At 73.1% G+C, this 25,775-nt stretch carries 25 protein-coding genes and 1 tRNA gene; 15 read left to right on the top strand and 11 right to left on the bottom strand.

Annotation, left to right across the window (positions count from 1 at the left end; all coding sequences use genetic code 11):
• The first annotated feature begins 95 nt into the window (after positions 1 to 95).
• The 3 genes from acs to ACYVP9_RS05330 all read left to right on the top strand — a co-directional run bounded on the left by acs (position 96) and on the right by ACYVP9_RS05330 (position 4,437).
• Positions 96 to 2,066, top strand: a complete 1,971-nt coding sequence (gene acs, locus ACYVP9_RS05320) for an acetate--CoA ligase (protein ID WP_460603662.1) — start codon at positions 96 to 98, stop codon at positions 2,064 to 2,066.
• Positions 2,067 to 2,144: 78 nt separating this feature from the next.
• Positions 2,145 to 2,216, top strand: a tRNA-Gln gene (locus ACYVP9_RS05325).
• 1 nt (position 2,217) lies between these two features.
• Complete coding sequence (locus ACYVP9_RS05330; RefSeq protein WP_460603663.1) at positions 2,218 to 4,437, top strand: serine/threonine-protein kinase; 2,220 nt, start codon at positions 2,218 to 2,220, stop codon at positions 4,435 to 4,437.
• 27 nt (positions 4,438 to 4,464) lie between these two features.
• Here the strand turns inward: ACYVP9_RS05330 and ACYVP9_RS05335 are convergent, their stop codons facing one another.
• Complete coding sequence (locus ACYVP9_RS05335) at positions 4,465 to 5,301, bottom strand: DUF72 domain-containing protein (RefSeq protein WP_460603664.1); 837 nt, start codon at positions 5,299 to 5,301, stop codon at positions 4,465 to 4,467.
• 14 nt (positions 5,302 to 5,315) lie between these two features.
• Between ACYVP9_RS05335 and ACYVP9_RS05340 the strand changes: the two genes are divergently transcribed.
• Positions 5,316 to 5,669, top strand: coding sequence for a PNPOx family protein (locus ACYVP9_RS05340; RefSeq protein WP_460603665.1), 354 nt, complete (start codon positions 5,316 to 5,318; stop codon positions 5,667 to 5,669).
• A gap of 3 nt (positions 5,670 to 5,672) precedes the next feature.
• On the opposite strand, the gene ACYVP9_RS05345 is transcribed toward ACYVP9_RS05340, so the two are convergent.
• Both ACYVP9_RS05345 and ACYVP9_RS05350 read right to left on the bottom strand, forming a co-directional pair.
• Positions 5,673 to 6,335, bottom strand: coding sequence for a DUF429 domain-containing protein (locus ACYVP9_RS05345; protein ID WP_460603666.1), 663 nt, complete (start codon positions 6,333 to 6,335; stop codon positions 5,673 to 5,675).
• The gene (locus tag ACYVP9_RS05350; protein ID WP_460603667.1) at positions 6,332 to 6,976 is read right to left on the bottom strand and encodes a GNAT family N-acetyltransferase; all 645 of its coding nucleotides are present in this window, start codon (positions 6,974 to 6,976) and stop codon (positions 6,332 to 6,334) included. The genes ACYVP9_RS05345 and ACYVP9_RS05350 overlap by 4 nt, the downstream gene beginning before the upstream one ends.
• A 58-nt stretch (positions 6,977 to 7,034) precedes the next feature.
• On the opposite strand from ACYVP9_RS05350, the gene ACYVP9_RS05355 reads away from it, so the two are divergent.
• The 4 genes from ACYVP9_RS05355 to rny all read left to right on the top strand — a co-directional run bounded on the left by ACYVP9_RS05355 (position 7,035) and on the right by rny (position 11,413).
• A complete protein-coding gene (locus ACYVP9_RS05355; protein ID WP_460603668.1) occupies positions 7,035 to 7,226 on the top strand; it encodes a DUF3046 domain-containing protein in 192 nt (63 codons plus the stop codon).
• Between the two features lie 257 nt (positions 7,227 to 7,483).
• Complete coding sequence (gene recA / locus ACYVP9_RS05360; protein ID WP_460603669.1) at positions 7,484 to 8,533, top strand: recombinase RecA; 1,050 nt, start codon at positions 7,484 to 7,486, stop codon at positions 8,531 to 8,533.
• A gap of 41 nt (positions 8,534 to 8,574) precedes the next feature.
• Positions 8,575 to 9,366: a regulatory protein RecX gene (locus tag ACYVP9_RS05365; protein WP_460603670.1), complete on the top strand. Its 792-nt coding sequence runs from the start codon at positions 8,575 to 8,577 to the stop codon at positions 9,364 to 9,366.
• Positions 9,367 to 9,670: 304 nt separating this feature from the next.
• Complete coding sequence (gene rny, locus ACYVP9_RS05370) at positions 9,671 to 11,413, top strand: ribonuclease Y (protein WP_460603671.1); 1,743 nt, start codon at positions 9,671 to 9,673, stop codon at positions 11,411 to 11,413.
• Positions 11,414 to 11,441: 28 nt separating this feature from the next.
• Here the strand turns inward: rny and ACYVP9_RS05375 are convergent, their stop codons facing one another.
• Together ACYVP9_RS05375 and ACYVP9_RS05380 are read right to left on the bottom strand one after the other, a co-directional pair.
• Positions 11,442 to 12,440 (bottom strand): serine hydrolase domain-containing protein, encoded by a 999-nt coding sequence (locus tag ACYVP9_RS05375; RefSeq protein ID WP_460603672.1) that lies wholly within the window; start codon positions 12,438 to 12,440, stop codon positions 11,442 to 11,444.
• Positions 12,437 to 12,799, bottom strand: a complete 363-nt coding sequence (locus ACYVP9_RS05380; RefSeq protein ID WP_460603673.1) for a hypothetical protein — start codon at positions 12,797 to 12,799, stop codon at positions 12,437 to 12,439. Before ACYVP9_RS05380 ends, ACYVP9_RS05375 begins: the two co-directional genes overlap by 4 nt.
• A 56-nt stretch (positions 12,800 to 12,855) precedes the next feature.
• Here ACYVP9_RS05380 and miaB point away from each other — a divergent pair, with 56 nt between their 5' ends.
• Positions 12,856 to 14,277: a MiaB/RimO family radical SAM methylthiotransferase gene (gene miaB / locus ACYVP9_RS05385; protein WP_460603674.1), complete on the top strand. Its 1,422-nt coding sequence runs from the start codon at positions 12,856 to 12,858 to the stop codon at positions 14,275 to 14,277.
• Here miaB and ACYVP9_RS05390 read toward each other — a convergent pair.
• Both ACYVP9_RS05390 and ACYVP9_RS05395 read right to left on the bottom strand, forming a co-directional pair.
• The gene (locus ACYVP9_RS05390; RefSeq protein ID WP_460603675.1) at positions 14,274 to 14,789 is read right to left on the bottom strand and encodes a limonene-1,2-epoxide hydrolase family protein; all 516 of its coding nucleotides are present in this window, start codon (positions 14,787 to 14,789) and stop codon (positions 14,274 to 14,276) included. The genes miaB and ACYVP9_RS05390 overlap by 4 nt on opposite strands.
• 60 nt (positions 14,790 to 14,849) lie before the next feature.
• Positions 14,850 to 16,049, bottom strand: a complete 1,200-nt coding sequence (locus tag ACYVP9_RS05395) for a DUF349 domain-containing protein (protein ID WP_460603676.1) — start codon at positions 16,047 to 16,049, stop codon at positions 14,850 to 14,852.
• Positions 16,050 to 16,118: 69 nt separating this feature from the next.
• Here ACYVP9_RS05395 and ACYVP9_RS05400 point away from each other — a divergent pair, with 69 nt between their 5' ends.
• From ACYVP9_RS05400 to ACYVP9_RS05425, 6 genes are all read left to right on the top strand, one after another.
• Positions 16,119 to 16,862 (top strand): class III extradiol ring-cleavage dioxygenase family protein, encoded by a 744-nt coding sequence (locus ACYVP9_RS05400; RefSeq protein WP_460603677.1) that lies wholly within the window; start codon positions 16,119 to 16,121, stop codon positions 16,860 to 16,862.
• Positions 16,855 to 17,772, top strand: a complete 918-nt coding sequence (gene miaA, locus ACYVP9_RS05405; protein WP_460603678.1) for a tRNA (adenosine(37)-N6)-dimethylallyltransferase — start codon at positions 16,855 to 16,857, stop codon at positions 17,770 to 17,772. The genes ACYVP9_RS05400 and miaA overlap by 8 nt, the downstream gene beginning before the upstream one ends.
• Positions 17,769 to 18,617 (top strand): diaminopimelate epimerase, encoded by an 849-nt coding sequence (gene dapF, locus ACYVP9_RS05410; RefSeq protein WP_460603679.1) that lies wholly within the window; start codon positions 17,769 to 17,771, stop codon positions 18,615 to 18,617. The genes miaA and dapF overlap by 4 nt, the downstream gene beginning before the upstream one ends.
• Complete coding sequence (gene hflX / locus ACYVP9_RS05415) at positions 18,614 to 20,011, top strand: HflX GTPase family protein (protein WP_460603680.1); 1,398 nt, start codon at positions 18,614 to 18,616, stop codon at positions 20,009 to 20,011. The genes dapF and hflX overlap by 4 nt, the downstream gene beginning before the upstream one ends.
• Positions 20,012 to 20,154: 143 nt before the next feature.
• A complete protein-coding gene (tatA, locus tag ACYVP9_RS05420) occupies positions 20,155 to 20,514 on the top strand; it encodes a Sec-independent protein translocase subunit TatA (protein ID WP_460603681.1) in 360 nt (119 codons plus the stop codon).
• Positions 20,511 to 21,740, top strand: a complete 1,230-nt coding sequence (locus ACYVP9_RS05425; protein WP_460603682.1) for a type VII secretion-associated serine protease mycosin — start codon at positions 20,511 to 20,513, stop codon at positions 21,738 to 21,740. Before tatA ends, ACYVP9_RS05425 begins: the two co-directional genes overlap by 4 nt.
• Here ACYVP9_RS05425 and ACYVP9_RS05430 read toward each other — a convergent pair.
• Genes ACYVP9_RS05430 through ACYVP9_RS05445 form a run of 4 tightly spaced genes read right to left on the bottom strand, consistent with a single transcriptional unit; the run spans position 21,727 to position 25,770 of the window.
• Positions 21,727 to 22,443: an SDR family NAD(P)-dependent oxidoreductase gene (locus ACYVP9_RS05430; RefSeq protein WP_460603683.1), complete on the bottom strand. Its 717-nt coding sequence runs from the start codon at positions 22,441 to 22,443 to the stop codon at positions 21,727 to 21,729. The genes ACYVP9_RS05425 and ACYVP9_RS05430 overlap by 14 nt on opposite strands.
• The gene (locus ACYVP9_RS05435; protein WP_460603684.1) at positions 22,440 to 23,231 is read right to left on the bottom strand and encodes a 2OG-Fe(II) oxygenase; all 792 of its coding nucleotides are present in this window, start codon (positions 23,229 to 23,231) and stop codon (positions 22,440 to 22,442) included. Before ACYVP9_RS05435 ends, ACYVP9_RS05430 begins: the two co-directional genes overlap by 4 nt.
• Complete coding sequence (locus tag ACYVP9_RS05440; protein WP_460603685.1) at positions 23,228 to 24,583, bottom strand: S8 family peptidase; 1,356 nt, start codon at positions 24,581 to 24,583, stop codon at positions 23,228 to 23,230. The genes ACYVP9_RS05435 and ACYVP9_RS05440 overlap by 4 nt, the downstream gene beginning before the upstream one ends.
• Positions 24,580 to 25,770, bottom strand: a complete 1,191-nt coding sequence (locus tag ACYVP9_RS05445; protein ID WP_460603686.1) for a hypothetical protein — start codon at positions 25,768 to 25,770, stop codon at positions 24,580 to 24,582. Before ACYVP9_RS05445 ends, ACYVP9_RS05440 begins: the two co-directional genes overlap by 4 nt.
• Positions 25,771 to 25,775 lie beyond the last annotated feature (5 nt).

A 25,775-nucleotide genomic window follows, 5' to 3' on the forward strand; every position in this document is an offset into this window, starting at 1 on the left:
GGATACGTTGACATCATGAGTGAGCGTCAGCGAGCGAATCATCGGCACAGCGTGCTCGGAGCCTCGTGCGCGCCCGGAGCGAAGCGGGGACGCGCATGAGTGAGTCGACGCTGTCGAACCTGTCCAACGAGGACCGCCGCTTCGAGCCGGACGCGGAGTTCGCGAAGACCGCCAACGTCACCGCCGCCGCGTTCGACGAGGCGGGCCGGGACCGGCTCGCGTTCTGGGAGAAGGCCGCCGAGCGGTTGAGCTGGGACCAGAAGTGGTCCGAGGTGCTCGACTGGTCCGACAAACCGTTCGCGAAGTGGTTCGTCGGCGGACGGCTCAACGTCGCCTACAACTGCGTCGACCGGCACGTCGAGGACGGCCACGGCGACCAGGTCGCGATCCGGTGGGAGGGCGAACCCGCCGACGAGACACGTGAGATCACGTACGCGCAGCTCAAGGACGACGTCTGCCGCGCCGCCAACACGCTGGTCGAGCTCGGCGTGAAGACCGGCGACCGCGTCGCGATCTACATGCCGATGATCCCCGAGACGGTCGTCGCGATGCTGGCGTGTGCCCGGCTCGGCGCCCCGCACACGGTGGTGTTCGGCGGCTTCTCGTCCGCGGCCCTGCGCGACCGCATCCAGGACTGCGACGCGCAAGTGGTCATCACGTCCGACGGCGGGTACCGGCGCGGGGCGGCGTCGTCGCTCAAGCCGGCCGTCGACGAGGCGCTGGAGCAGTGTCCGGACGTCCGCTCGGTGCTCGTCGTCAAGCGCACCGGTGAGGACGTCGCCTGGACCGAGGGTCGCGACGTTTGGTGGCACGACACCGTCGAACAGGCCTCGCCCGAGCACCAGTGCGAGTTCTTCGACAGCGAGCACCCGCTGTTCGTCATGTACACGTCCGGCACCACGGGCAAGCCCAAGGGCATCCTGCACACGTCCGGCGGCTACCTCACGCAGGCCGCGTGGACGCACTGGGCCGTGTTCGACCTCAAGCCCGACGAGGACCTCTACTGGTGCGGCGCGGACATCGGCTGGATCACCGGCCACAGCTACATCGTCTACGGACCGCTGGCCAACCGCACGACCTCGTTCATGTACGAGGGCGTCCCGAACCACCCGGACGAGCACCGCTGGTTCGAGATGATCGAGCGCAACAAGGTGACGATCCTGTACACCGCGCCGACGACCATCCGCATGTTCATGAAGTGGGGTGAGGAGGTCCCGGCCGCGCACGACCTGTCGTCGCTGCGGGTGCTGGGGTCCGTCGGTGAGCCGATCAACCCCGAGGCGTGGGTCTGGTACCGGGAGAACTTCGGCGGCGGCAAGACCCCCATCGTCGACACGTGGTGGCAGACGGAGACCGGCGCGCTGATGATCAGCCCGCTACCGGGGGTCTCCACCCTCAAGCCGGGCTCGGCCGTCGGGCCGCTGCCGGGCATCGGGGCCGAGGTCGTCGACAACGACGGCAACGCCGTCGGCAACGGCAGTGGTGGCCTGCTCGTGCTCACCGAGCCGTGGCCGTCGATGACCCGCGGCATCTGGGGTGACCCCGAGCGCTTCAAGGAGACGTACTGGCAGCGCTTCGAGCAGCAGGGGTTCTACTTCGCCGGCGACGGCGCGAAGAAGGACGACGACGGGTCCTACTGGCTGCTGGGTCGCGTCGACGACGTGATGAACGTGTCGGGACACCGCATCTCGACCACCGAGGTCGAGTCGGCGCTGGTCTCGCACCCCAAGGTGGCCGAGGCCGCCGTCGTCGGTGCGTCCGACCCGCAGACGGGGCAGGGCATCGTCGCCTTCGTCATCCCGCGCGGCAAGGGTGAGGGCACCGAGGGCGACGAGTTCGTGCAGGAGCTGCGCGACCACGTCTCGAAGGAGATCGGCAAGATCGCGAAGCCCCGGCAGATCATGGTCGTCGCCGAGCTGCCCAAGACCCGGTCGGGCAAGATCATGCGCCGCCTGTTGCGCGATGTCGCCGACCACAAGGAGCTCGGCGACGTCACCACGCTGACGGACTCGTCCGTCATGGACCTCATCAAGGACAAGGCCGACAAGGCACCGGCCGACGACTGACCCGGTCCGGGGCGTCCGCCCCTGTGGACAACCCGGAAACACGGTGCGGCAGCCGCTAACGTCGTCGGCGCAACGCCACGACGTGTAGCTCAGCAGCAGAGCACCGGGCTCTGGACCCGGAGGGCGCGGGGGCAGCACCCGCCACGTCGGCATGACGAGCTCGTACGCCCGCTTCCAACTGGCCGCCGCCTTCGCGACCGCCTCGACCCACGAGGACAGCACCACCCGCGCCCGCGCGGACGAGCGGGTCCGGCAGTGGTCCCGCGTACTCGGAGCGATGGCCGACGGGACGGTCACGGTGGGTTCGCGCGCGCCCGTGGCGGGTCTGCCTCCGTGGGTCACGCTCGAGGTGCTCCGCGGCGGGTTCGCGACCGGTGAGCCCGCGGCCGGCGGACCGTTGGCCGACGACGAGATCGCGCTGGCCGCCCGTCTGCAGGTGGCGCCGCGCCGCGAGGCGCTGTTCGCCCACCACCTCACCGACGCCGGTCTCGCCGGACTGGAACGGCTGCTCGACACCGGCACCTACCGCGTCGACCTGCCGGAGAACGCCGCGCTGCTCACCGTCGCGTGGCTGCTGCGGGCGGGCGACCGGGCCGCGGCGCTCGACCTCGTCGAGACCCTCGCGCCGCTGGCCGCCCGGCTGCGCTTCACGCCCCGGGTCGTCGACCGGGCGGCGGCCCCGCCCGACACCGTGCACCGCACCTCGGTCGGACGGGCCCACGCCGTGCTCGCGCACCGGCGCACGCCGCTGCCCCTCGCCCGCCAGCGCGAGGCGCTCACGGTCTGGAACCCCTTCGCCGACCGCGTTCTCGCCCTGTGGCGCCGCCGCGTCGGGACGGGCCCGGTGACCGCCGCCGACAGCGCATGGCGCACGCACGCGACCGCGCTGCTCGAGGAGTACCGGCTGCTCGCGGCGGCGCACACGCTGTGCACCAAGCACCGCAACCCGAAGCAGAACCTCGCGATCCTGCTCGACGCCACGCGCGCCGAACTCGACGGCCGGGGCCTCGGGCCGCGGCGCGCCGGGATGGTCGCGTCGGTCGTACGCAGCATGGTCGCCAAGCGCGGCGAGCCCGGCTCGCGCGCCCTCGCCGCAGTCCGCGACGACCAGCGCGAGGTGGCGCAGCGTCCGACGTACGCCCATCTCGCCGGCGTCGCGGCCGCGCGCCTGCCGCTCACCGACCCGGACGACGGCCTGGCCGACCCGTGGCGTTACGTGCACCCGGTCACCGCGGACGAGCCGGCCCCCGAGGGCACGCCGATGCCGCCGATCGTCGAGCGCACGCTGGCCCGCACCCGGTCGGCCCCGGTCGAGCAGTTGCTCGCCGACGGCACCGTCCCGTCGGGCGAGGTACTGGCCGAGCTGGTACCCGGCATCACCGCGTCGGTCGTCGCCGCGTCCTACCCCGACCCCGCGCTGGGCCGGCTCATGGCAGCCGGCTACCACGCGTTCCGCCGTCGCCGCTCGCTGCTGCTGCTCGATCTGGCGTCGCAGGTCCAGCTCTCCGAGCTGCCGTGGGTGCAGGCGGTCGCGTCGCACGCGACCCGCCCGTCGGACGAGGCCGACGCGGTGCTGCGCCGCGTCGGCGCGCTGTACCTCGACCACTTTCCGGGCACCGTCGTCCCGAACCCGCTCGTGCAGGAGTTCCGCACGCTCTCCGACGCCGCGGGCCATCGTGTGCCGTTCACCGAGGAACTCGCGGCCGACATCTTCATGGGGCGGTTCGGCGCGAGCTTCACCCGCGCCGCCGCGCTGGCCGCCGGGCGGCTGGCCGGCACGGCCTACGCCGACTACTACGGCATCGACTACTCCGTCTTCCGCGCACCCCCCGGGCCTGCGCCCCGGCGGTCGCGGTGGTGGGCGCCCGCCGCCGCGCACCCGGACGGCGTCGACCTCGCGGACGTGTGCCGGGCGCGCAGCGGCGTCGGCCCCGAGGTCTCGAGCGTGGCGGCGAACGGCACCGTCATCGAGCAGGCGCAGATCATCACCACGCACAACCTGGCCGCGCTCGTCGAGGTCGGGGTCGTGCCGACCCGCCCGTGGACCGACCTGGCCCGCGACGCGCTCGACGTCGCCGGCGCCGCGCTGGCGCGCGCTGAGAGCTCGCCACGCCCGCTGTCCGCGGTGAAGGACGCGGCGTACGCCGTCCGGCAGGCGCTGTTCCTGCTGTCGATGGTCCCCCGCGTCGAGGCCCGTGACACCGTGCGGGCGTGGCGGCCGGCGACCGCCGCCGCGGCGCTGCCGATGGTCCGCGGGGGCATCGAGCACGTGCTCGACGGCGGTCGGTTCGACGACGCCGGACGCTGCCCGCGCGGCCTGCGGCTGACGGGGTGGACGACGACGCACCCCTGGGTGCTCCCGGTGCGCTGAGCCGCCATCTTCGGCGCGCCGCCGGCCTCAGCGCACCCGCTCGGCGAGGTGGATCGCGTCGAAGGGTGCGTGCACCTTGACGTCGTTGTCGAAGTGCACCTGCACGTCGAGGCCCGCGTCGGTCCACGCGCGGATGCGCGCCGCCCACCGGTCGAGTGCCTCGTCGGTGTAGCCGGACGCGTACAGCTCGACGTCGCCGTGCAGGCGCACGTACATCAGGTCGCTGGTGATCTCCTCGAGCACCGGCCACCGTCCGGCGGTGTCGGCGAGCACGCACCCGACGCCGTGCTCGCGCAGCAGGTCGGCGAACGCGGGCGTCACGAAGCTGCGGTGCCGCACCTCGAGGGCGTGCCGCAGTCGTCCCGGGGCGAGCACGTCGGTGAACGCGCGGCCGGTCAGCCGCTCGTCGTGATGACGTGCCTGCCACGCCGCCTCGTCGGTGTCACGGGGGAGCAGCGCGAAGAACCGCTCCAGCCGCGCGGGGTCGAAGCCGAGGTTCGGCGGCAGCTGCCACAGGACCGGTCCGAGCTTCGGGCCGAGCGCCAGCAGGCCGCTGGCGAAGAAGTTGGCCATCGGGGCCTCGACGTCCGCGAGCTTCTTCATGTGCGTCACGAACCGCGGACCCTTGATCGCGAAGGTGAAGCCGTCGGGTGTCTCGTCCCGCCACCGCGCGAAGCTCTCGGGTCGCTGCAGGCTGTAGAACGTGCCGTTGATCTCGACGCTGTTCATCGCCCGGGACAGGTACTCGAGCTCGCGGCGCTGGGCGAGGCCCTTCGGGTAGAAGACCCCGCGCCACGGCGGGTAGCGCCACCCGGACGTCCCGATGCGCACGCTCACCCCCGCGGTGTTCCCCGGCTGCGCCACGGGATCATGGTGCCGTGGACGCCGCCGCCCTCCTCCGCCGCACCGTGGCCACGTTCAACCGCCACGCGATGCAGCCGCTGCTGCACACCGGCCCCGGCGGGCGGCTGCTCGGGCGCTGGTTCGCCGAACTGAGCTACACCGGACGGCGTTCCGGCCGCCGGATCACGGTGCCGGTGAACTACCGCCGCGACAAGGCCACCGGCGACCTGCTCGTGCTGGTCGCCGTGCCGTCCGCGAAGACCTGGTGGCGCAACTTCACCGGCTCGGGTGGCGCGGTCAGGGTGCGCACCGGCGGGCAGGAGAAGGACGGGTTCGCCCGGGTGGAGCGCGGCCCGACGGGCTCGGTCACCGTCCGCATCGCGTTCTGAACCTCAGACGACGATCCGCGGAGCGGCGGCCGCCCCCTCCGGCAGCGTGAGGTGCGCGCCGCGCTCGTAGCGCGCGGCCGTCCACGCGGCCGCGGCCGCGTCGAGCAGGTCGTCGACGGGCACGAGTTCGGGCGCGGCGGCGAGGTCGACGTCGAGGTCGAGCGACAACGCTCGCAACCGGACGCCTGCGCCGCGCCCAGTCTTCTTCGACGCGAGCCCGATGCGCTCGTCCATCGCCCGGAACGAGCACTCCGGGTGCGCCTCGACCACCACCGCGGACGGGCGCTCCGCGAGCGCGTCGCGCACCTGGACGATCGCCGGGATCAGGTTCCACGCCTGGATCGAGGTGCGCGCCCCGGCGGGCAGGCCCGCCATCGCCTCGGCGTGCGTCCGACCCGCCTCGAACGCGGCGACCGTGCTCGTCGTCGGGGCGAGGAAGATCGACTGCCACGGGCCGCCGTGGGCACGCAGCCAGCCGCGTCCGGCGGCGTCGACGTCGCGCGGGCCGTCCGTCGTCGCGATCGGCATGTCGACGGCGACGACGGTGTCCGGATGGGCGTCGAGCACGTCGGCGAACGTGGCGTGCACCTGCCAGCCGAGTCGTCGTCCCGACACGACGGCGGCCACCCACCGGCCCTTCCAGCCGTCGACGCCGACGACGGTCATCCGCGCGCGAGCCGGTCGGAGAGGAACTGCCGGGCAGCGGGCCAGTCGTCGTCGGTCATCGAGTACTGCACGGTGGTCCGCCACGACCCGTCCCGGCGCAGCCGGTGCTTGCGCAGCTCGCCCTCGCGGGTCGCGCCGAGCCGGGCGATCGCGGCCTGCGACCGCGTGTTGTGGATGTCGGTGTGCCAGACGACGCGCGCGGCGCCGAGGGAGTCGAAGGCGTGCGACAGCAGCAGCAGCTTCGACTCGGTGTTGTGGCCCGTGCGGCGCCACCGCGCGCCCAGCCAGGTGTGGCCGATCGCGAGGGTGCGGGTGGCCGGGTGCACGTCGTAGAGCGACGTCGTGCCGGCGAACCGCCCGTCCGCCGCGTCGAGCTGGGCGTAGGCGAACCGTTCGCCGCGGGCGCGGGCGGCGAGGGCCGCGGCGATGTCGGCGCGGGCGTCGTCCTCGCCGCGCGGGGCGCCCGACACCGACCCGGGCGTGTTGAGCCACCGGAACAGGTCCTCGTCGTCGCGGCCGGCTGCGAGGTAGCCGGGTGCGTGCTCCCACGCCAGGGGTTCGAGGCGGACCAGCGAACCGGCGAGGACGGGCAGGGCGAACCACAGGTCGGGGACGGCGGCAGTGCTGGGAGGGGTCGGCACGACACGATCGTCCCAGGCGCGTCGCGGACGTGTGCCGGGCTTGCCTACTGTGGGACGCGTGCGGTTGACGGAATTCTGGGGACGGATGGACGAGCGCTTCGGCGCCGCCTACGCCGCGAGCCTCGCGCACGACTACCGGCTGCCCGGACTCGGCAGGACCATCGACGAGGCGCTGGCCGACGGGGTCGACGCCAAGGAGGTCTGGCGCGCCGTGTGCGCCGAGTTCGAGATGCCCTCCCAGCTGCGCTGAACCTGCTCTCGTAGCTGCTCGCGCAGCCGCGCCGACACCTGCGGGCGACACGCCGCGTGTCGTACCCCAGTCGAACAGGTGTTCGGCTACTGTCGGCCCCACGACGGCACGCCGGCCGTCCACAGATGGTCTGACGCACCAGCTCCCGCGGCCCGTTGTCCCCAGGTCGTGCGAGCCGCGCCAGTTCTGTCGGTGGGTCGTCCTAGCGTCGCCCCTGACCAACCGAATGCGGCACTTCCACACCCAGAGGGGTTCTCATGCCAGCAACCAGCTTCGACCGCGACAAGGCCCTCGAGGTCGCGATGGCCCAGATCGACAAGCAGCACGGCAAGGGCGCGGTCATGCGGCTGGGCGACCGGGTGGCGGCGCCCATCGAGGTCATCCCCACCGGCTCGATCGCCCTCGACGTCGCGCTCGGCATCGGCGGCCTGCCCCGCGGTCGCATCATCGAGATCTACGGCCCCGAGAGCTCCGGCAAGACCACGGTCGCCCTGCACGCGGTCGCCAACGCGCAGGCGGCCGGCGGCGTGGCCGCGTTCATCGACGCCGAGCACGCACTCGACCCCGAGTACGCCCGCGCCCTGGGCGTCGACACCGACTCGCTGCTGGTCAGCCAGCCCGACACCGGTGAGCAGGCGCTCGAGATCATGGACATGCTGATCCGCTCCGGCGCGCTCGACATCATCGTCGTCGACTCCGTCGCCGCGCTCGTGCCCCGCGCCGAGATCGAGGGCGAGATGGGTGACAGCCACGTCGGCCTGCAGGCCCGGCTGATGAGCCAGGCGCTGCGCAAGGTCACCGGCGCGCTCAACAACTCGGGCACGACCGCGATCTTCATCAACCAGCTGCGCGAGAAGATCGGCGTCATGTTCGGCTCGCCCGAGACCACCACGGGTGGCAAGGCGCTGAAGTTCTACGCCTCCGTCCGCATGGACGTCCGGCGCATCGAGACCCTCAAGGACGGCACCGAGGCGGTCGGCAACCGCACCCGCGTGAAGGTCGTCAAGAACAAGGTCGCCCCGCCCTTCAAGCAGGCCGAGTTCGACATCGTCTACGGCGAGGGCATCAGCCGCGAGGGCTCGCTCATCGACGTCGGCGTCGATCAGGGGCTGATCCGCAAGTCCGGCGCCTGGTACACGTACGAGACCGACCAGCTCGGGCAGGGCAAGGAGAACGTCCGCAACTTCCTGCGTGACAACCCCGACCTGGCCGACGAGATCGAGAAGCGCATCAAGGAGAAGCTGGGCATCGGCGCCAGCGTCGCCGACGGCGCGGTCGAGCCGCTGCCGGCGCCCGTCGACTTCTGACCCGGCGTGTCGCGCCACCACGAGAACAGGAACGCGAGATCGTGCGCTCGGCCGAGGAACTCGTCGCCGAACTGAACGCCCGGGAGGCCGCCGCCGACGCAGCCCCCGGCCCACAGCAGGCGCGTGACGCCGCGGCCGGACGCATGTCCGGCACCCGTGGTGGCCCGGCCGCCCGTGACACGGCGCGACGCGGGACGACGGCGGAAAGGCTGGGGGGCCCTACCGCCGAACGTCCCGCGTCGCGCCGGACCTCACGTCCGGCAGCCCGGCGCAGCGCCGACGACACGCCAGCACCGCCGCCCGAGGACACGCGCCACGACCCGCCGGGTGATCCGGCCGCCGTCGCCCGCATCGTGTGCCTGCGGCTGCTCGAGCGTCGTGCCCGCAGCAGGTCCGAGCTCGAGCAGGCCCTGGCGAAACGCGAGATCCCTTCCGCCGTGGCCGCAGCCGTGCTCGACCGGTTCACCGAGGTCGGGTTGATCGACGACGCCGAGCTCGCGGTCACCGTCGCCGGGGCACAGCACCGCGAGCGCGGCCTGGCGCGACGCGCCATCGCCACCAAGCTGCGCCAGCGTGGTTTCGACGACGACACGGTCCGCGAGGCCGTGGCCGGTATCGACGCCGACGACGAACGCCGCCGCGCCGAGGCCCTGGTCGCCCGCAAACTGCGCTCCCTGTCGGCCCTGCCTGCCGAGGTCAGGATGCGCCGGCTCGTCGGGCTGCTCGCCCGCAAGGGCTACTCCAGCGGTCTGGCGTACGAGGTCGTCCGTGCCGCCGTGGCCGAGTCGGACGCCGACCCCGCTGCCGAGAGCGGGTTCCTCGAGCCCGACTGACCGGGGGTCCGATCGGCCGCACGGCGCCGCACTTGAATTGTCTGGCTGCCGTTAATAGTGTTGACAGACCAGGAAGAACGCCTTGCCGAGGCGCTCGGGTCCCCTCGGGACCGATCGCCCGCACATAACGTCCTCGTCGCCGATGCTGGAGGGAGCCGCCCCGCCCCGGCGTCATCGCCGGACCGTCCCGACCTGAGCACGCGCCCGCACGCCGCGGGACGCGTGTGCAGCGCACGCAGCGCTCGTCCTGGTTCGGCGGCCGTCGTCACGGTCGCCCGTCCGTCGAGCGACAGGAGACGCGCACATGACCGGGGTCTGGTACGCGGCGGTCGCAGCGGTGTTCGTCCTGGGTGTCCTCGCGGTGTTCGCCTGGTCCCGCCGACCGGGCCCGGCGGGCCGTCACGGCGCCGACCAGGACTCCACCTCCATCGAACGGGCGTCCGCCGAGGCGGCGTCCGCCGAACGGGCAGCGGCCGAGACGACCCGCGCGCAGGCGCGGGCCGACGCTGACCAGACTCGCCGCCAGGCCCGGGCCGACGCCGACGCCACCCGCCAGCAGGCCGACACCGCGCTCGCCGAGGCGCGCCGATCCTCCGCCGCCCTCGTGTCCGAGGCCCGCGAGCAGGCGGCCGCCGTGGTCGCCGAGGCGCGCCGTGCCGCCGACGACCGGGTCGCCGCGCTCACGGCCGACCTCGAGCGCCAGCAGGCCGCCCTCACCGCCCGCGTCCAGCGGCTCGACGAGACCGAGTCCCGCCTCGACGCGCACGAGACCCGCCTCGCGCAACGTGCCGCCGAACTGCAGCGCCAGGCCGCCGAGCTCGAATCGGCGGGGGAGACGTTGGAGGCCCGCGAGCGCGAACTCGCTGCCGCCCGCGCGGCGCTGCGCGGTGCCGAGGCCGAGCACCGGGCCGAGCTCGAGCGCATCGCCGGCCTCGACACCGAGACCGCGCGCGCCGAGTTGCTGGCCGCCGTCGAGACGTCCGCGCGCCGGGACGCCGCCGTCCTCGCCCGCACGATCGAGGACGAGGCCCGCGCCGAGGGCACCGAACGCGCCCGCGCCATCGTCACCGAGGCGGTGCAGCGCGTTGCGAGCTCGCAGACCTCCGAGGCCGTCGTCAGCGTGCTGCACCTGCCGGCCGACGACATGAAGGGGCGCATCATCGGCCGCGAGGGCCGCAACATCCGCTCGTTCGAGGCGGTCACGGGCGTCAACGTGCTGATCGACGACACCCCCGAGGCCGTGCTGCTCAGCTGCTTCGACCCGGTGCGCCGCGAGGTCGGCCGGCTCACGCTCGAGAAGCTCGTCGCCGACGGCCGCATCCACCCGCACCGCATCGAGGACGCCTACGAGCAGAGCCTGGCCGAGGTCGACGAGAAGTGCCTCCGGGCCGCCCGCGACGCCGTCGCCGAGGCCGGCATCGGGCCCGTCGACGAGCGGCTCATGCCCACCATCGGCCGGTTGAAGTACCGCACCAGTTACGGCCAGAACGTGCTGGGCCACCTGCTCGAGACCGCGCACATCGCCGGGGTCATGGCGGCCGAGCTGGGCATCGAACCCACCCTCGTCAAGCGCAGCGCGTTCCTGCACGACATCGGCAAGGCGCTCACCCACGAGGTCGAGGGCAGCCACGCCATCGTCGGCGCGGAACTGCTGCGCAAGTACGGCGAGGACGAGGCGGTCGTGCACGCCGTCGAGGCCCACCACAACGAGGTGCGGCCGCGCACGATCGAGGCCGTGCTGACGCAGGCGTCCGACACCTGCTCGGCCTCCCGTCCGGGTGCGCGCCGCGAGTCGCTCGAGAACTACGTCAAGCGGCTGGCCCGCATCGAGGAGATCGCCCGCGAGCACGACGGTGTCGAGAAGGTGTTCGCGATGCAGTCCGGACGCGAGGTGCGGGTCATGGTCGAGCCCGGCGCCGTCGACGACCTGGCGTCGTCGGTCATGGCGCGCGAGATCGCCAAGCAGATCGAGGACGAGCTCACCTACCCCGGTCAGATCCGGGTGACGGTCGTGCGCGAGTCGCGCTCGACCGAGATCGCGCACTGACCGCGCACTGACCGCCTACTGACCGCGTTCAGCGCACCAGGTCGTCCAGCCGGCGCGTCACCGGCCACGCCCCGCTGGTCGTGTTCGACAGCACGGTGTGGGTGAGACCGGACGTCGGGTCGTGCACGGAGCGGAACGACACACCCGCGTCGCAGCCCTCCAGCATCACCTGCGGGCCGGTCGCGTGCAGCCAGAACCCGCGGCCGTAGCGCTTGCCCTCGGACGGCACGGCGTTGCGTGGCCGCACCAGCTCGGCCACGCGGTGCCGCGGCACCATGCGCTCGGCGAACAGCGACGTCCAGAACCGGCGCAGGTCGCCCGCCGTCGAGTAGACGCCGCCGTCGCCGCAGCCGCGCACCGGCAGATGCAGCACGTTCGTCCGCCCGTCGTCCAGGTAGCCGATGGCGGCGTTGCCCGGCAGCCGGTCGGAGCGCAGGAACGCCGACTCCCACATCTCGGCCGGCCCGAACGTGTGCTGCCCGACGAGGGCCGGGAACGGCGTCCCGGTGGCGCGCTCGGCCATGATCGCCAGCAGCACGTAGCCGGAGTTGTTGTAGGCGAAGCGCGCGCCCGGCGGCGACGTCTGGGCGAAGCCGTCGAGCGCGGCGACATAGCCCTCGGTGTCGCCGAGCGTGTGCACCGGCACACGCAGCACGTAGTCGTCCACCGACCCGCCGGCGTCCTCGTCCACATAGTCGCCGATGCCGGACGTGTGTGCGAGCAGGTGCGCCACGGTGACGTCCGGGTGCACCAGCGGCAGGTCCCCGCCGAGCAGCGACCGGGCGATGGTGTCGAGCGACAGCCCCCGTCCGAGCAGCGCCGCGACCGTGACGGCCGTGAACCCCTTCGTGCCGCTCGCGATGCCGAAGCGGGTGTCGACGGTGATCTCGACACCGTGCGCGCGGTCCGCGAGCCCGTACGCCTGCTCGAACTCGACGGACGTCCCCCGGCTCACCGACACCACGCCGGAGAAGCCGTCGGTCACGTCGTGCAGGGCGGAGGCGAGGTCCGGGCTGGTGCGCGTCACGGGGTCACCCGCACGAGCTCGCGGCCGTCGGCCGGGCAGCGCAGCACGACGGCGTCACCGTCCGCCGCGTAGTCGGCCGGGTGGTCGTGGCCGGGGCAGCGGGGGAACGCGACACCCCAGAACGCGGACGTCTCGCTGATGTCGTTCGTGAGCCCGTCGAGCAGCTGCACCGCGGCCTCGGACGCGGACGCCCCGCGGACGATGCCCTGGCTGCCGACCACGTCCTCGCCGTCCGGGGTCGTCGTCGCCACGAACACGAACTCACCGTCGTCGGAGCCGATCTCGGCGTTCGGTGGCAGACCGAGCACGCGCAGGACGGCGTTGCTCACGTCGACGATGCGGGCGTCCGTCAGGCTCACCCGGCTATTGCACCACCCGCGTCGAATTCCCGCCGGTCCGTATCCTCGGTGCCGAGATGAGCGCGCCGACCGAGACCCCGCCCCGTACGTACGAGATCCGCACGTACGGCTGCCAGATGAACGTGCACGACTCAGAACGGCTCGCGGGGTTGCTCGAGGGCGCGGGCTACGTCAAGGCGGACGACGCCACCGCCGACCTCGTCGTGTTCAACACCTGCGCGGTGCGCGAGAACGCGGACAACCGGCTGTACGGCAATCTCGGCCACCTGTACCCCGCCAAGCAGGCGAACCCCGCCATGCAGATCGCGGTCGGCGGGTGCCTCGCGCAGAAGGACCGCGGCCGCATCGTCGAGCGCGCGCCCTGGGTCGACGTCGTCTTCGGCACGCACAACCTGGCCAGTCTGCCTGTCCTGCTCGAGCGCGCGCGGCACAACCGTCAGGCCGAGGTCGAGATCGTCGAGGCGCTGCAGAACTTCCCGTCCGACCTGCCCAGCCGCCGCGACTCGGCGCACAGCGCGTGGGTGTCGATCAGCGTCGGGTGCGACAACACCTGCACGTTCTGCATCGTGCCGAGCCTGCGCGGCACCGAGACCGACCGCCGTCCGGGTGACGTGCTGGCCGAGATCCGCGCGCTGGTCGACGACGGCGTCGTCGAGGTGACCCTGCTCGGCCAGAACGTCAACTCCTACGGACGCTCGTTCGGCGACCGCGAGGCGTTCGGGAAGCTGCTGCGGGCGTGCGGCGACATCGACGGTCTCGAGCGGGTGCGGTTCACCAGCCCGCACCCGCGCGACTTCACCGACGACGTCATCGCCGCGATGGCCGAGACACCGAACGTCATGCCGCAGCTGCACATGCCGCTGCAGTCGGGGTCGGACGCCGTGCTGCGCGCGATGCGCCGCAGCTACCGCCGCGAGCGTTACCTCGGCATCGTCGAGCGGGTGCGCGACGCCATGCCGCACGCCGCGATCAGCACCGACATCATCGTCGGGTTCCCGGGCGAGACCGACGCCGACTTCGAGCAGACCCTCGAGGTCGTCGCCGCGGCGCGGTTCGCGTCCGCGTTCACGTTCCAGTACTCGAAGCGGCCCGGCACGCCCGCCGCAACGATGGACGAGCAGGTGCCGGCTGCCGTCGTCACCGAACGCTACGACCGGCTGATCGCGCTGCAGGAGCGCATCGCGGCCGAGGAGGCGTCGGCGCTCGTCGGCACCGAGGTCGAGGTGCTCGTCAACACCACCGGCGGACGCAAGGACGCGGCCACCGGACGCGTCTCGGGACGTGCCCGTGACGGACGGCTGGTGCACGTGCTGGGCAGTGCCGCCCCGGGTGACGTCGTCACCGCCGAGGTGACCGCCGCGGCGCCGCACCACCTGACCGCCGACGGCGGCGTCCGGCAGCACCGGTCCTGGCGCGGCACGCCCTCGGCCCACGTGCCGCAACCGCAGCTGCTGACGATCGGGACGCGGCCGGTCTAACGCTTGCGGGTGTGGCGCCCCGGCGCGGTCGCCGGGTGGATCGGCACCGCGGGGGTCCAGCGCGGCACCACGAGACCCACGAGCCCGCGCAGCGACCCCCGCAGCACGTCGACGTAGTCGAATGCGTCGCGCCACAGCGTGATGCGGCCGTCGACCACGTCGAAGCGGCCGGTGACCCAGAACTGCATGCGGAAGCGGCCGTACGCGAGCACGTCGGTGCGTTCGGTCAGCACGGTGGTCACGCCCGCCGAGATGGCGTGCACGTACACCTCGAACGACACCCGCGGACGGTCGAGACGCGCGATCGTGCGGACCACCGCGTCGCGGCCGCGGATGCTCGGCAGACCCACGTTCGAGTACACGACGTCGGGGGCCAGCAGCTCTGACGCCCGCTCGGGATCGGCGCTCACCAGCGCGTCGAGGAACGCCTCCACGACCGGCTGCGGCGCCGACGGCGTGGTGATCGGATCACTCGGCAGCGCGGCCGAGGCCGGGGTGGGCGTCGATGGCATCGGCAGACCATAACCCCACCTCTCGGCGTGTCGGGAGACCCGATTTCGGGCGCGGCCGGGCTACCGATCGGGCAGCAGCGCGCGGCGCTGGGCGACCTCGTCCTCGGCCTTGCGGATACGCGCTTCGTCACCGGCCTTGCGGGCGCGTTCGAGCTTCGCCTCGGCCTCTGCGAGCCGCTCGCGCAGCGCGGTGAGGAACGGGTTCGACTCGGCGCTGCCCTGCCGCCACTCGGCGTCGACCGCGTCACGCACGCGCTGTTCGGCCGCGCGCATGCGGTCGTCGAGTCGGCGCATGGCGTCGCGCGGCACGTGGCCGATCTCGTCGTACTGCGACTGGAGGTCGCGCAGGTGCGACTGCGCCGACTTGGGGTCGGAGACGTCGATCGCCTCGGCCTTGGCGATCAACTCCTCCTTCTGCTTCTGGTTGCCCAGCTGCTCGGCGTCGCGCTCGGCGAACGTCTCGGACCGGCGCGCGAAGAACGCGTCCTGCGCGGCACGGAACCGCGCCCACAACTGGTCCTCGACGTCGCGTCCGGCACGGCCCGCGGCCTTCCACTCCGTCATGAGATCGCGCATCGCCTGCGTCGTCTCGCGCCAGTCGTCGGACGACGACAGCTCCTCGGCGCGGGCGATGAGCTGTTCCTTCACGTGCTTGACCTGGCCGCGTTCGGCATCGAGCTGCGCGAAGTGCTGGCCGCGCCGACGCCCGAACGCGTCACGGGCGGCGGCGAACCGCTTCCACAGCGCGTCGTCGGTCTTGCGGTCGATGCCCTTGATGCGACGCCACTCGTCGACGATGGCCCGCAGCCGGTCGCCAGACGCCTTCCACGACGTGCCGGAGGACGCGATCTTCTCCGCCTCGGCGACCAGCGCCTCCTTCGCGGCGATCGCGTCGGCGCGCGCCTGCTGCTTGGCGGCGGCCGCCTCGCCCGCCTTCTCGTCGGCCGTCGCGGCGATCGCGTCGAGACGGGTGCCGAGGGAGTCCAGGTCGCCGATCGCGGCGACGGTCGCGAGCGACTCGCGCAGGGTTGCCGCCTGCGTGCGCACCGCCTTCGGGTCGCCCGCGCCGGACGCGAGCCGCTTCTCGAGCAGCGTCACCTCGGCGACGAGGTCGTCGTAGCGCAGCGTGTAGAACGCGAGTCCCGCCGCGACGTCGCCGGCCTGCCACGAGCCGATGGCCCGTTCGCCGTCGGCGGTGCGGACGTAGACAGTGCCGTCGGGGTCGATGCGTCCCCAGTCCGACGACCCTCCGGAAGTCATAGCGAGCATTCAAACACGGGTGTCGTAGCGGCGTGTCGCGCGTACCGGGCCCCACTAGGCTCGGACCACGTGATCACCGCTGTCGCCTTCGTGCCGCAGGCGCCCGCGCTGGTGCCGACGGTGGGGCGCGGGCTGGACATCGAACTGGGTCCGGCGCGGGCGTCCTGCCGCGCCGCGGTGCAGGCCGTCTGTGCCGGCGCGCACCACGTCGTCGTGGTCGGCGGGGCCGCGCAGCCGTCCGACCCGAGCACCGTGCACACGCGCTTCAGCCGCGGCGGGCTGGACGGGTTCGAGCCCGGCGGCGCCGGCGGTGCTGCCGGCTACGAGGTGCAGCTCGGCGGCGTGTCGTGCGGCGGGGGAGTGCCGCTGACCCCCGCGCTGACGGTGGGCGCGCACCTGCTGCACAACCTGGCCGGCATCCGCCTGCCCGCCCTCGCCGTGTCGGTCGGCGACGACTGGCCGGGAGGCGTCCCCGTCGACGACGTCCTGATGAGCGAGCGCGAGGTGGCGCTGCTCGTGGTCGGTGACGGGTCGGCGCGGCGTACCGAGAAGGCCCCCGGCTACCTGGACGAGCGGGCCGGCGCGCACGACCGCGACGTCGCCGCCGCGCTCGCGTCCGGGCGCGCATTCGCGCTCGCCGGGCTCGATGCGGACGAGGGTGCCCGGCAGCTCGCCGCGGGCGTCCCCGCCTGGCGCGCCACGGCCGACCTGCTGACCCGCGCCGGGCTCACCGACGGCTGGCAGGCGGACGTGACCTACGACGACGCGCCGTTCGGCGTCGGCTACTTCGTGGCGACGTGGTTGCGTGCCTGACCGTTCCGTCCGGGTGCTCGCCGTCGTCGGGCCGACGGCGACGGGCAAGTCCGACCTCGCCGTCGCGCTCGCGCAACGGCTCGACGGCGAGATCGTCAACGCCGACTCGATGCAGCTCTACGTGGGCATGGACATCGGCACCGCCAAGCTGTGCGAGGACGAGCGCGGGGGCGTGCCGCACCACCTGCTGGACGTCTGGCCGCTCGCCAAGTCGGCCGCGGTCGCGCAGTACCAGGCGCTGGCCCGTGAGGCGATCGACGCGATCGCCGCGCGCGGCAAGCTGCCGATCATGGTCGGCGGGTCCGGGCTGTACGTCCGCGGGGCGCTGGACGACCTCGACTTCCCGGGGGAGTCGCCGGCGCTGCGGGCCGGCCTGTACGCCGCGCTCGAGGACCAGGGCCCCGAGGCGCTGCACGCCCGGTTGGCCGAGCGCGATCCGGTGGCCGCGGCGGCGATCCTGCCGTCCAACGGTCGGCGCATCGTCCGCGCGCTGGAGGTCATCGAGCTGACCGGACGGCCCTTCGTCGCGCGCATGCCGGGCTTCGACTCCGTCTACGACACCGTGCAGGTCGGGCTCGACCGCGACGACCTGCGCGAGCGGGTGTCCGTCCGCGTGCACCGCATGATGGCCGCCGGCCTGCTCGACGAGATCCGCGCCCTGCTGCCGGCCGGGCTGCGCGACAGCCCCACCGCCGGCAAGGCGCTGGGTTACCAGCAGCTGCTCGCCGTCGTGGACGACGCGGGCGAGGTGACCGGCGACCTCGACGAGGCGATCGAGCTGACGGTCCTCGGCACCCGCCGGTTCGTGAAGCGGCAGCGCACGTGGTTCCGCCGCGACCCGCGGGTGCACTGGCTGGACGCCGCGGATCCCGGGCTCGTGGACGCCGCACTCCGTATCGTGGACGTGTGAAGTTCGTCAAAGGGCACGGGACGGAGAACGACTTCCTGATCCTCGAGGACCTCGACGGCGCGATCGACCTGCCGCCGGAGGCCGTCCGCCTGCTGTGCGACCGGCGCGCGGGCGTCGGCGCCGACGGCGTGCTGCGGGTCGTCCGCAGCGAGAACCACCCCGAGTCGAAGGAGTTCGCGGCCGGCGCGGCCTTCTTCATGGACTACCGCAACGCGGACGGATCCGTCGCCGAGATGTGCGGAAACGGATTGCGCGTTTTTCTGCGATACCTCCAGAGGGGGTCGCTCGTTGAGCAGGAAGCGGCGGTGGCGACTCGCGGCGGGATCCGAAGTGCGCGAGCCCGCGGGGACGGAAACGTCACTGTGCTGATGGGTTTGCCCCGGGTCCTTGCCGACCGGCCGATCGCCACCGCCGCTCCTCACTTCTCCGCCGCCGGCACGGCGCTGGAGATCCCCAACCCGCACGTCGTCGTGCCCGTCCCCGACGAGGTGACGCTCGCCGGGCTCGACCTGTCCCGCCCGCCGGTCGTCGAGCCGCCGCTGCCGCACGGCCAGAACGTCGAGTTCGTCGTGCGCCGGGGCGAGCGCCACCTCGCGATGCGGGTGCACGAGCGGGGCTCGGGGGAGACCCGCTCCTGCGGCACCGGCATCTGCGCGGCCGCCGTGGCAGCGGCCACCTCCGACGGTGTCGGCCCGGACGGCAGCGAATGGCGCGTGGACGTCCCCGGCGGCACCTGCTGGGTCCGGTGGACCCCCGGCGACGTCGAACTGACCGGTCCCGCCGTGCTGCTCGCCGAAATCGACGTGGACGACGCGTGGCTGCGTGCCACCATGGACGGACGATGACCGAACCCGACATCCATCTCGAAGAACGCAACGCGCTGCGGCGCGTCGCCGGCCTCTCGACCGAACTCGAGGACATCACCGAGGTCGAGTACCGCCAGCTGCGCCTCGAACGCGTCGTGCTCTGCGGTGTCTGGACCTCCGGCACCGCCGTCGACGCCGAGAACTCGCTGACCGAGCTCGCGCGCCTCGCCGAGACCGCCGGCTCCCAGGTGCTCGACGGCGTGATCCAGCGCCGCGACAAGCCCGACCCCGCCACCTACATCGGCTCCGGCAAGGCCAAGGAGCTGCGCGATCTCGTCGTCGCCCACGGCGCCGACACCGTCATCTGCGACGGCGAGCTCACCCCCGGCCAGCTCAGCCAGCTCGAGGGGGTCACGAAGGTGAAGGTCGTCGACCGCACCGCGTTGATCCTGGACATCTTCGCGCAGCACGCCCGCTCCAAGGAGGGCAAGGCGCAGGTCGAACTGGCCCAGCTGCAGTACATGCTGCCGCGGCTGCGCGGCTGGGGTCAGTCGCTGTCCCGGCAGGTCGGCGGTCGCGCCGCGAACGGTGTCGGCATCGGTGGCCGCGGCCCCGGTGAGACCAAGATCGAGATGGACCGCCGCCGCATCTCCTCGCGCATCAGCAAGCTGCGCTCCGAGATCAAGGACATGAAGACGGCGCGCGACGTGAAACGGTCGCAGCGTTCGGCCCGCCACGTGCCGAGCGTGGTGCTCGCCGGCTACACCAACGCCGGCAAGTCGTCGCTGCTCAACCGGCTCACCGACGCCGGGGTGCTGGTCGAGAACGCCCTGTTCGCGACGCTCGACCCGACCGTCCGCAAGGCCGAGACCGACGATGGCCGCGCGTACACGCTGGCCGACACCGTCGGGTTCGTCCGGCACCTGCCCACGCAGCTCGTCGAGGCGTTCCGCTCGACCCTCGAGGAGGTCGCCGACGCCGATCTGATCCTGCACGTCGTCGACGCCTCCGACGCCGACCCGGCCGCGCAGATCGAGGCCGTCCGCCAGGTGTTCGCCGAGATCGCGGGCGCCGCCGACGTCCCCGAGCAGATCGTGTTCAACAAGTGCGACGCGATCGACGAGGAGACCGTGATCCGGCTGCGTCAGCTGGCGTCCGGCCCCGGCGCCGGTGACCACGGCCCGGTCTTCGTCTCGGCGCGCACCGGCACCGGACTGGCCGAGCTGCGCGCGGTCGTCGCGGCGCGGTTGCCGCGCCCGGACGTCGAGATCACCGCGCTGGTGCCCTACGACCGCGGCGAGCTCGTCGCCAAGGTGCACGAGCGCGGCGAGGTGCTGCGCGAGGACCACACCGCCGGCGGCACCCTGCTGCACGCCCGCGTCGACCAGATGCTCGCCCGCCAGCTCGAGCCGTTCGCGTCCGCCGGGGTCTGAGGATCGCCGCCGGACGGAACCGGGCTGGGCGTCGGGCACGAACTGCCTGTGTTCACCGGGCGGCACCCCTGCCGGACACCGCGTCGACACCCGTCCCGGCGTAGCCTGGGCGAAACGCACCGCACCACGAAGGAGGCGCACCGATGGGTGGGTTCCAGATCTGGCACTGGATCGTGATCGCCGTCGTGGGCGCGATCCTGTTCTTCGGCTGGAAGCAGCTGCCCGACATGGCGCGCTCCGTCGGCCGGTCGCTGCGCGTGTTCAAGACCGAGATCAAGGGCCTGAACGAGGACGACAAGGCGCGCGAGGAAGCCCGCGACGAGCAGTCGGCCCACCGAGAGGTCGAGCAGGCTCCGCAGGCGAAGCAGATCGCGCCCGCCCAGCGTCCGGTTCCGCAGGCGCAGGTCGTGCGCAATCCGTCCGCCGGCTCCACCGCGGCGGCCGAGCCGGCCCGCAGCCGTCCGCGCCCCACGCCGAGCCCGAACGGCCGCTCCGCCCGGTGAGGCGCCGCGCGGCGCTGGCCGCGCTGGTCCTGCTCGGCGGTCTGTCCGCCGGTCTCGGCGCTCCGGTCGCGGCCTCGGCGGCCCCCGACGACCAGTGCGAGGTCAAACCCGGTGGCGAGGCGACGTCGTTCTGGCCACAGCAGCGCCTGAACTTCGCCCGCGCGTGGTCGGTGACCCGGGGCGCCGGCGTCACCATCGGCGTCGTCGACAGCGGGCTCAACTGGAGCGCGTCCGGCACGGACACCCAGCCGCAGCTGCGCAGGGCCGATATCCGTCCGGGCCTGAACGTGGTCGGGAAGGGGTACGCGCCGACCGACCTCACAGACTGCATCGGCCACGGCACCGCCGTCACCTCGTTGATCGTGGCGCAGCCGTCCGACTCCTCGAACTTCGTCGGCATCGCACCCGCGGCCGCCATCGTTCCGATCCGGCAGTCGGACAAGGACGGCGTCGGCGGCTCAGACGGGCTCGCGCGCGGGATCGTCGCGGCGATCCAGCGGGGGGCACGCGTCGTCAATCTCTCGCTCACCGTCGCGAGCCCCACCCCCGCGCTCGAGGCGGCCGTCGCCTACGCGCAGCGCAAGGGCATCGTGCTCGTCGCCGCGGCCGGCAACGACGGGCAGCAGCAGGCGAAGCCGCCGGCCTACCCGGCCGCGTGGTCACCGAAGTACGACAACATCATCGCGGTGTCGGCCTCCGACAGCACCGACGTGGTACCGAAGTTCTCCGACAGGGGTTCGTACGTCTCGGTGGCCGCGCCGGGCGTGAACGTGCCGGTCCTGAGCGCGCTGCAGGGCTTCGCCGTCGACAGCGGCACCAGCTACGCCGCGCCGTACGTCGCCGGCACGGCAGCCCTGGTGATCGCCTCGCACAAGGGCATCACCGCCGCCCAGGTGCGCGACCGCATCGAGGCGACCGCCGACGCCCCGCCGACCGACGTGCCCAGCCCGACCTACGGCTACGGCATCGTGAACCCGTACCTCGCGGTGACCTCGCCGGTGGCCGACGATCCGCAGCCGCTGCCCACGCCGAGTGCCCGCCGGGTCGCCGCGCCGCCGCTGCCCGCCGCCCCCGATCGCAGCCTGCAGCACCTCGCCCTCGGCGTCGCCTACGCGCTGCTGGCCCTGTCGGTCGTGGCGGTCACGGCGGCGACCGTGATGCGTCGGCGTCGGCCGGCGCAGCTGCCCCCGGCGGCGCTCGACGACCGCGACCTCATTCGACGATGAGCACCTTGCCGGTGACGTCCTCGCGGTCGAGCCGCGCGATCGCGGCGGCGACGGTCTCCGTCGCGACCTGAGCGGGGAACGCGCCGGGCGCCACCGCGTTGGCCCGCACCCCGAAGGCCGCGAACTCGGCCGCGAGGTGCCGTGTCATGTGGTTCAGCGCGGCCTTCGACGAGGCGTACACCGCCTGTCCGCCGCCGTAGACACGGGAGCCGGACGTGCTCGAGATGTTGACGACGTTCGCGTTCGCGGCCCGGTTCTCGTCGGCGCGGTGGCGCCAGGACTCGTGGGCGAGCGTGCCCGCGAGCTGGGCGGGCACCACCACGTTGAGGCGGAAGAAGCGTTCGGCGTCGGCGAAGGACCCGACCGGGTCGAGCAGCCCCGCGGGGTGGAAGTGCTGCACTGCCGCGTTGTTGACGAGCAGGTCGACCCGGCCGTACCGGGCGAGGGCGACGTCGACGACGCGTTGCACCTGACCGTCCTGCTCGAGATCGGCGTACAGCGCGTAGACCGACGCCTCGTTCTCGGGCAGCACGGCGTCGGCGTCGAGCGGGTCGACGAACCGTTCGTGCTGCGACGGCACCGCGGGGCCCCGCCGGTGGCAGACGGCCAGGATGTCGTACTGCGCTGCGTAGGCCCGGCAGAACGCCGCCCCCAGGCGGCCGCCCGCTCCCGTGAGGACGCACACCCGCTTGCGCTCGGTCACGGGGTGCTCCAGTAGCGGATGCTGTCGTCGCCCCACCGTCGGACGACCTCGTCCTTCGGCCGGTGGATCCACATGACCACGCTGTTGCGCGGCTTGACGCGGTTGGACAGGAACCCGTGCCACGAGAACGGGCTGCACTCGAACAGCACCAGGGAGTTGTTGACCGGCGGCACGGTGAGCGTCGGCCGTGACTGCCCGCCCACCGTGTAGAGGCCCGTCTCGCCGCCGTCGCCCGGTTCCCAGGGCGGGTTGGCGAGGTAGAACAACGCCGACACCGCCCGGACGGTCTCGCGTGCCGGCACGCCCTCGGCGCGGGTGCCGTGGTGGTAGGCGACGCGTCGCTCGGGCGGGCCGTCGTAGGGCAGCCGCACCTCGTCCGGGCCGGCGGGTTCGCCGAACCAGCCCGGGTTGAGGTCCTGGTGCGGCCAGCCGTCGGCGCTGCCGGGTTCGTGGTGGTGCAGGCTCGCCGTCATGTCGCCGGTGGGATCGTCGATGCCACCGACCCCGGCCAGCAGGTCGTGCCAGGCCCGGCTGACGAAGATGCCGAGCGGGCCGTCGCGATGGTGGTCGAGCATCGCGCCGGTCGCGTCGTAACCGGCCATGTTGCGCTGGAACGCCTCGGGCTGCTCGCGTTCGATACGGCGGAACTCGGCGTCGAGGAGGCCGTAGAACTCGGGGGTGAAGACGTTCTGCGCCACCACGTGAGGGAACGGGAACCCGCGCCTCACCCACCGGCGGTTGGCGAGGACGTCCTCGAGCGCGGGTGGCGCCGTGGTCGCGGTGGTCACGGCCCACCCCACCCGGTCGGCGGGGCCGGCGGGTACCCGCCGGGAGGGCCGGACGGACGGCGGCGGCGGGCGAGCACCACGGCCAGCACGATCGCCAGCAGCACCACGACGGCGACGAGCACGCCGATGATGACCCCGTCGCCACCGCCGTCGTCGTCACCCTGCGCACCGGGGGCCGGGGTGGTGGCGCCGCCCGGTGTGTCGGTGACCGGTCCCGAGGCCGGGGTGCCCGCCGTCGGTGCCGAACTCGGGGCCGAGGTCGGCGACGAACCGGGCGACGACGGCGAGCCGGAGCCGTCGAGCTGGTCCAGGGCGTCGTAGATCGGGTTCGGGGCGTCCGTCGGGACGGGGTCGGTGAGGGCGACCCGTGGCCGGGCGACGCCGAAACCCCAGGACGAGTTGCGGGCGCCCTGCCTGCCCTCGAACTGGCGGGCGGTGTAGAGCATGCGTGCGACGATGCGGCGCGGGGACTCGTCCGCATATTTTGCGCGCAACAGCGCAAAACCACCGCTGACGATCGCGGCGGCCTCGCTGGTGCCGAACGCGTAGCCGTAACCGGATGCGGCGGACGTGTCGACGCCGATGATGCGGGCGCCGGGGCCGGCCAGTGCGACGTAGGGCTGACGGGTGCTGCCCGACCACAACCGGGGCGTGTCGCCGTTGCCGTAGGCACCGACCGCGACGACGCCGGTGCAGTTGGCCGGCGCCTCGGACGTGTTCGCGCCGTCGCCGGTGTTGCCCGCCGCGGCGACGAGGATCATGCCCTTGGCGGTGGCGCGCTGCACTGATTGCTGCAGCTCGGGTGTGCAGGTGCCGTTCGAACCGAAGGACATGTTGACGACCCCGGGTGGGTCGGCCAGTGCGCTGAGCCGGTCGAGCGCGGTCGCGGTCTCCTGTTGCCCGTCTCCGGAGGAGTAGTCGATCTGCACCGGCAGGATCTTCGCGCGCGGCGCGCTGCCGAGCAGCCCGAACCCGGTGCCGCGCCCGGCCGCGTTGTCGGCCATGCGGGTGCCGTGCAGCGTCTTGTCGGTGTCGCGCCACCCGTCTCCCGAACCGCCGACCACGAATCCGGGCAGCACCGCCCCGCGCAGGTCGCCGAAGTCGGCGTTCACGCCGCTGTCGACGATCGCGATGGTGACTCCCTGCCCGCGGGTGACCTGCCAGGCGCGATCGAGGCCGAGCCGGTCGAGCCACCACTGCTGCGCCTGGACCTGCGAGCGGGGGAGCGCCGCCGCGGTGCCCGGCAGGCCGAGCGCCACGAGGAAGGCCACGACGGCCAGCACGCAACCGACCCGCCGCGAGGTGCGGCGGGTCGGCTGGCGGGTGCTGCTCGTGGGTGACCGCGAGGTCACGAGATGACGCCCGACGGGGCGTCGTCGCCACCCCAGATGTCGTCGTCCTCCTCCAGCCAGGTCGACCGCTCGCGGTCCTGCTCGTCGCCCTGGTTGCCGTGCATCGGCATCATCATCGCGCCGCGTCCGCCCGCTCCGGTGCCTGCGCCGGGACCGGCGCCACCGCCGGCGCCACCGCCGGCGAGACCGCCGGCACCGCCCGCGACGCCGCCGCCGAGACCGCCGGCAGCACCGGGACCGGCACCGCCACCGGGGACGCCGCCTGCGCCCGGACCGGCACCGCCGCCGAGGCCGTCGGCGCCCAGGCCGGGGCCAGGACCGCCGGCTCCGCCGCCGCCGAGACCGGCGAGTTGCGAACCGTGGTCGAGGCCGACGCCGGGTCCGCCGCCACTGCCGAGACCGGGACCCGGGATGTTCGGGCCGGGTCCGTGACCGGGACCGTAACCGGGGCCGTAGCCGGGACCGTAGCCGGGACCGGGGCCGCCCTCGCCGGGCCCGCCCGGCGGCGGGTACTGCGGTCCCGGAATCGGCGGGTGCTGCTGCGGGCCGGGGATGTCGTCGATCTTCGGGCCGGGACCGGGCGCACCCGGGCCGGGGCCACCGGGACCGCCCGGAATGGTCGGACCGGGGCCGGGTGACTGGCTGGGCCCGGGGATCTGCGTGCCGTCGGACGGGTTGTTGCCGTTCAACGGTTCCCAGTAGTTCAGCACGTTGGGCATGCCGTCGAGCGCGGTGTTCTTCGACGCGACGAACTCGTTGTAGAGCGCGCGCGCCTCGGAGTCGTCGTTGTTGATGCTGATGCCGCCGCCGTCGAGGCCGCTGGCCTTGGCCTTCTGCGACGCCAGGTCGGTGCGGAAGCCCTCGAGCGACTGGTAGACCGACAGCGAGTTGTCACGCAGCTCGGTCGCGTTCTTGGTGAAGTCGCCGATGATGCTGACCGCGTGGTCGGCCTCCTCGCCCTCCCAGGCGGCCTGCAGGTCGGCCTTGATCTGCTCGATCTCGGGGCCCATGCGGTCGCGGGACAGGCCGTACATGGAGTTCAGCGTGTTGATCAGCGGGTCGAGGGCGCCGGGATTGCAGTTCTCGAACTGCTTGACGATGCCCGAGGCGTTGCCCTGGCCGCTGACGACGAAGTCGTAGGTGTTGACGTTCGTCCGGTACGGGTGCGGGTCACTGGTGCCGGCCATGGTCA

Source organism: Jatrophihabitans fulvus, from assembly GCF_054781375.1.

What these genes read in the sequence shown, in the direction of transcription:
- acs (WP_460603662.1), top strand. Translation starts at nt 96, where the DNA reads ATGAGTGAGTCGACGCTGTCGAACCTGTCCAACGAGGACCGCCGCTTC.
- ACYVP9_RS05330 (WP_460603663.1), top strand. Translation starts at nt 2,218, where the DNA reads ATGACGAGCTCGTACGCCCGCTTCCAACTGGCCGCCGCCTTCGCGACC.
- ACYVP9_RS05345 (WP_460603666.1), bottom strand. Translation starts at nt 6,335, where the DNA reads ATGACCGTCGTCGGCGTCGACGGCTGGAAGGGCCGGTGGGTGGCCGCC.
- recA (WP_460603669.1), top strand. Translation starts at nt 7,484, where the DNA reads ATGCCAGCAACCAGCTTCGACCGCGACAAGGCCCTCGAGGTCGCGATG.
- rny (WP_460603671.1), top strand. Translation starts at nt 9,671, where the DNA reads ATGACCGGGGTCTGGTACGCGGCGGTCGCAGCGGTGTTCGTCCTGGGT.
- miaB (WP_460603674.1), top strand. Translation starts at nt 12,856, where the DNA reads ATGAGCGCGCCGACCGAGACCCCGCCCCGTACGTACGAGATCCGCACG.
- ACYVP9_RS05390 (WP_460603675.1), bottom strand. Translation starts at nt 14,789, where the DNA reads ATGCCATCGACGCCCACCCCGGCCTCGGCCGCGCTGCCGAGTGATCCG.
- ACYVP9_RS05395 (WP_460603676.1), bottom strand. Translation starts at nt 16,049, where the DNA reads ATGACTTCCGGAGGGTCGTCGGACTGGGGACGCATCGACCCCGACGGC.
- hflX (WP_460603680.1), top strand. Translation starts at nt 18,614, where the DNA reads ATGACCGAACCCGACATCCATCTCGAAGAACGCAACGCGCTGCGGCGC.
- tatA (WP_460603681.1), top strand. Translation starts at nt 20,155, where the DNA reads ATGGGTGGGTTCCAGATCTGGCACTGGATCGTGATCGCCGTCGTGGGC.
- ACYVP9_RS05445 (WP_460603686.1), bottom strand. Translation starts at nt 25,770, where the DNA reads ATGGCCGGCACCAGTGACCCGCACCCGTACCGGACGAACGTCAACACC.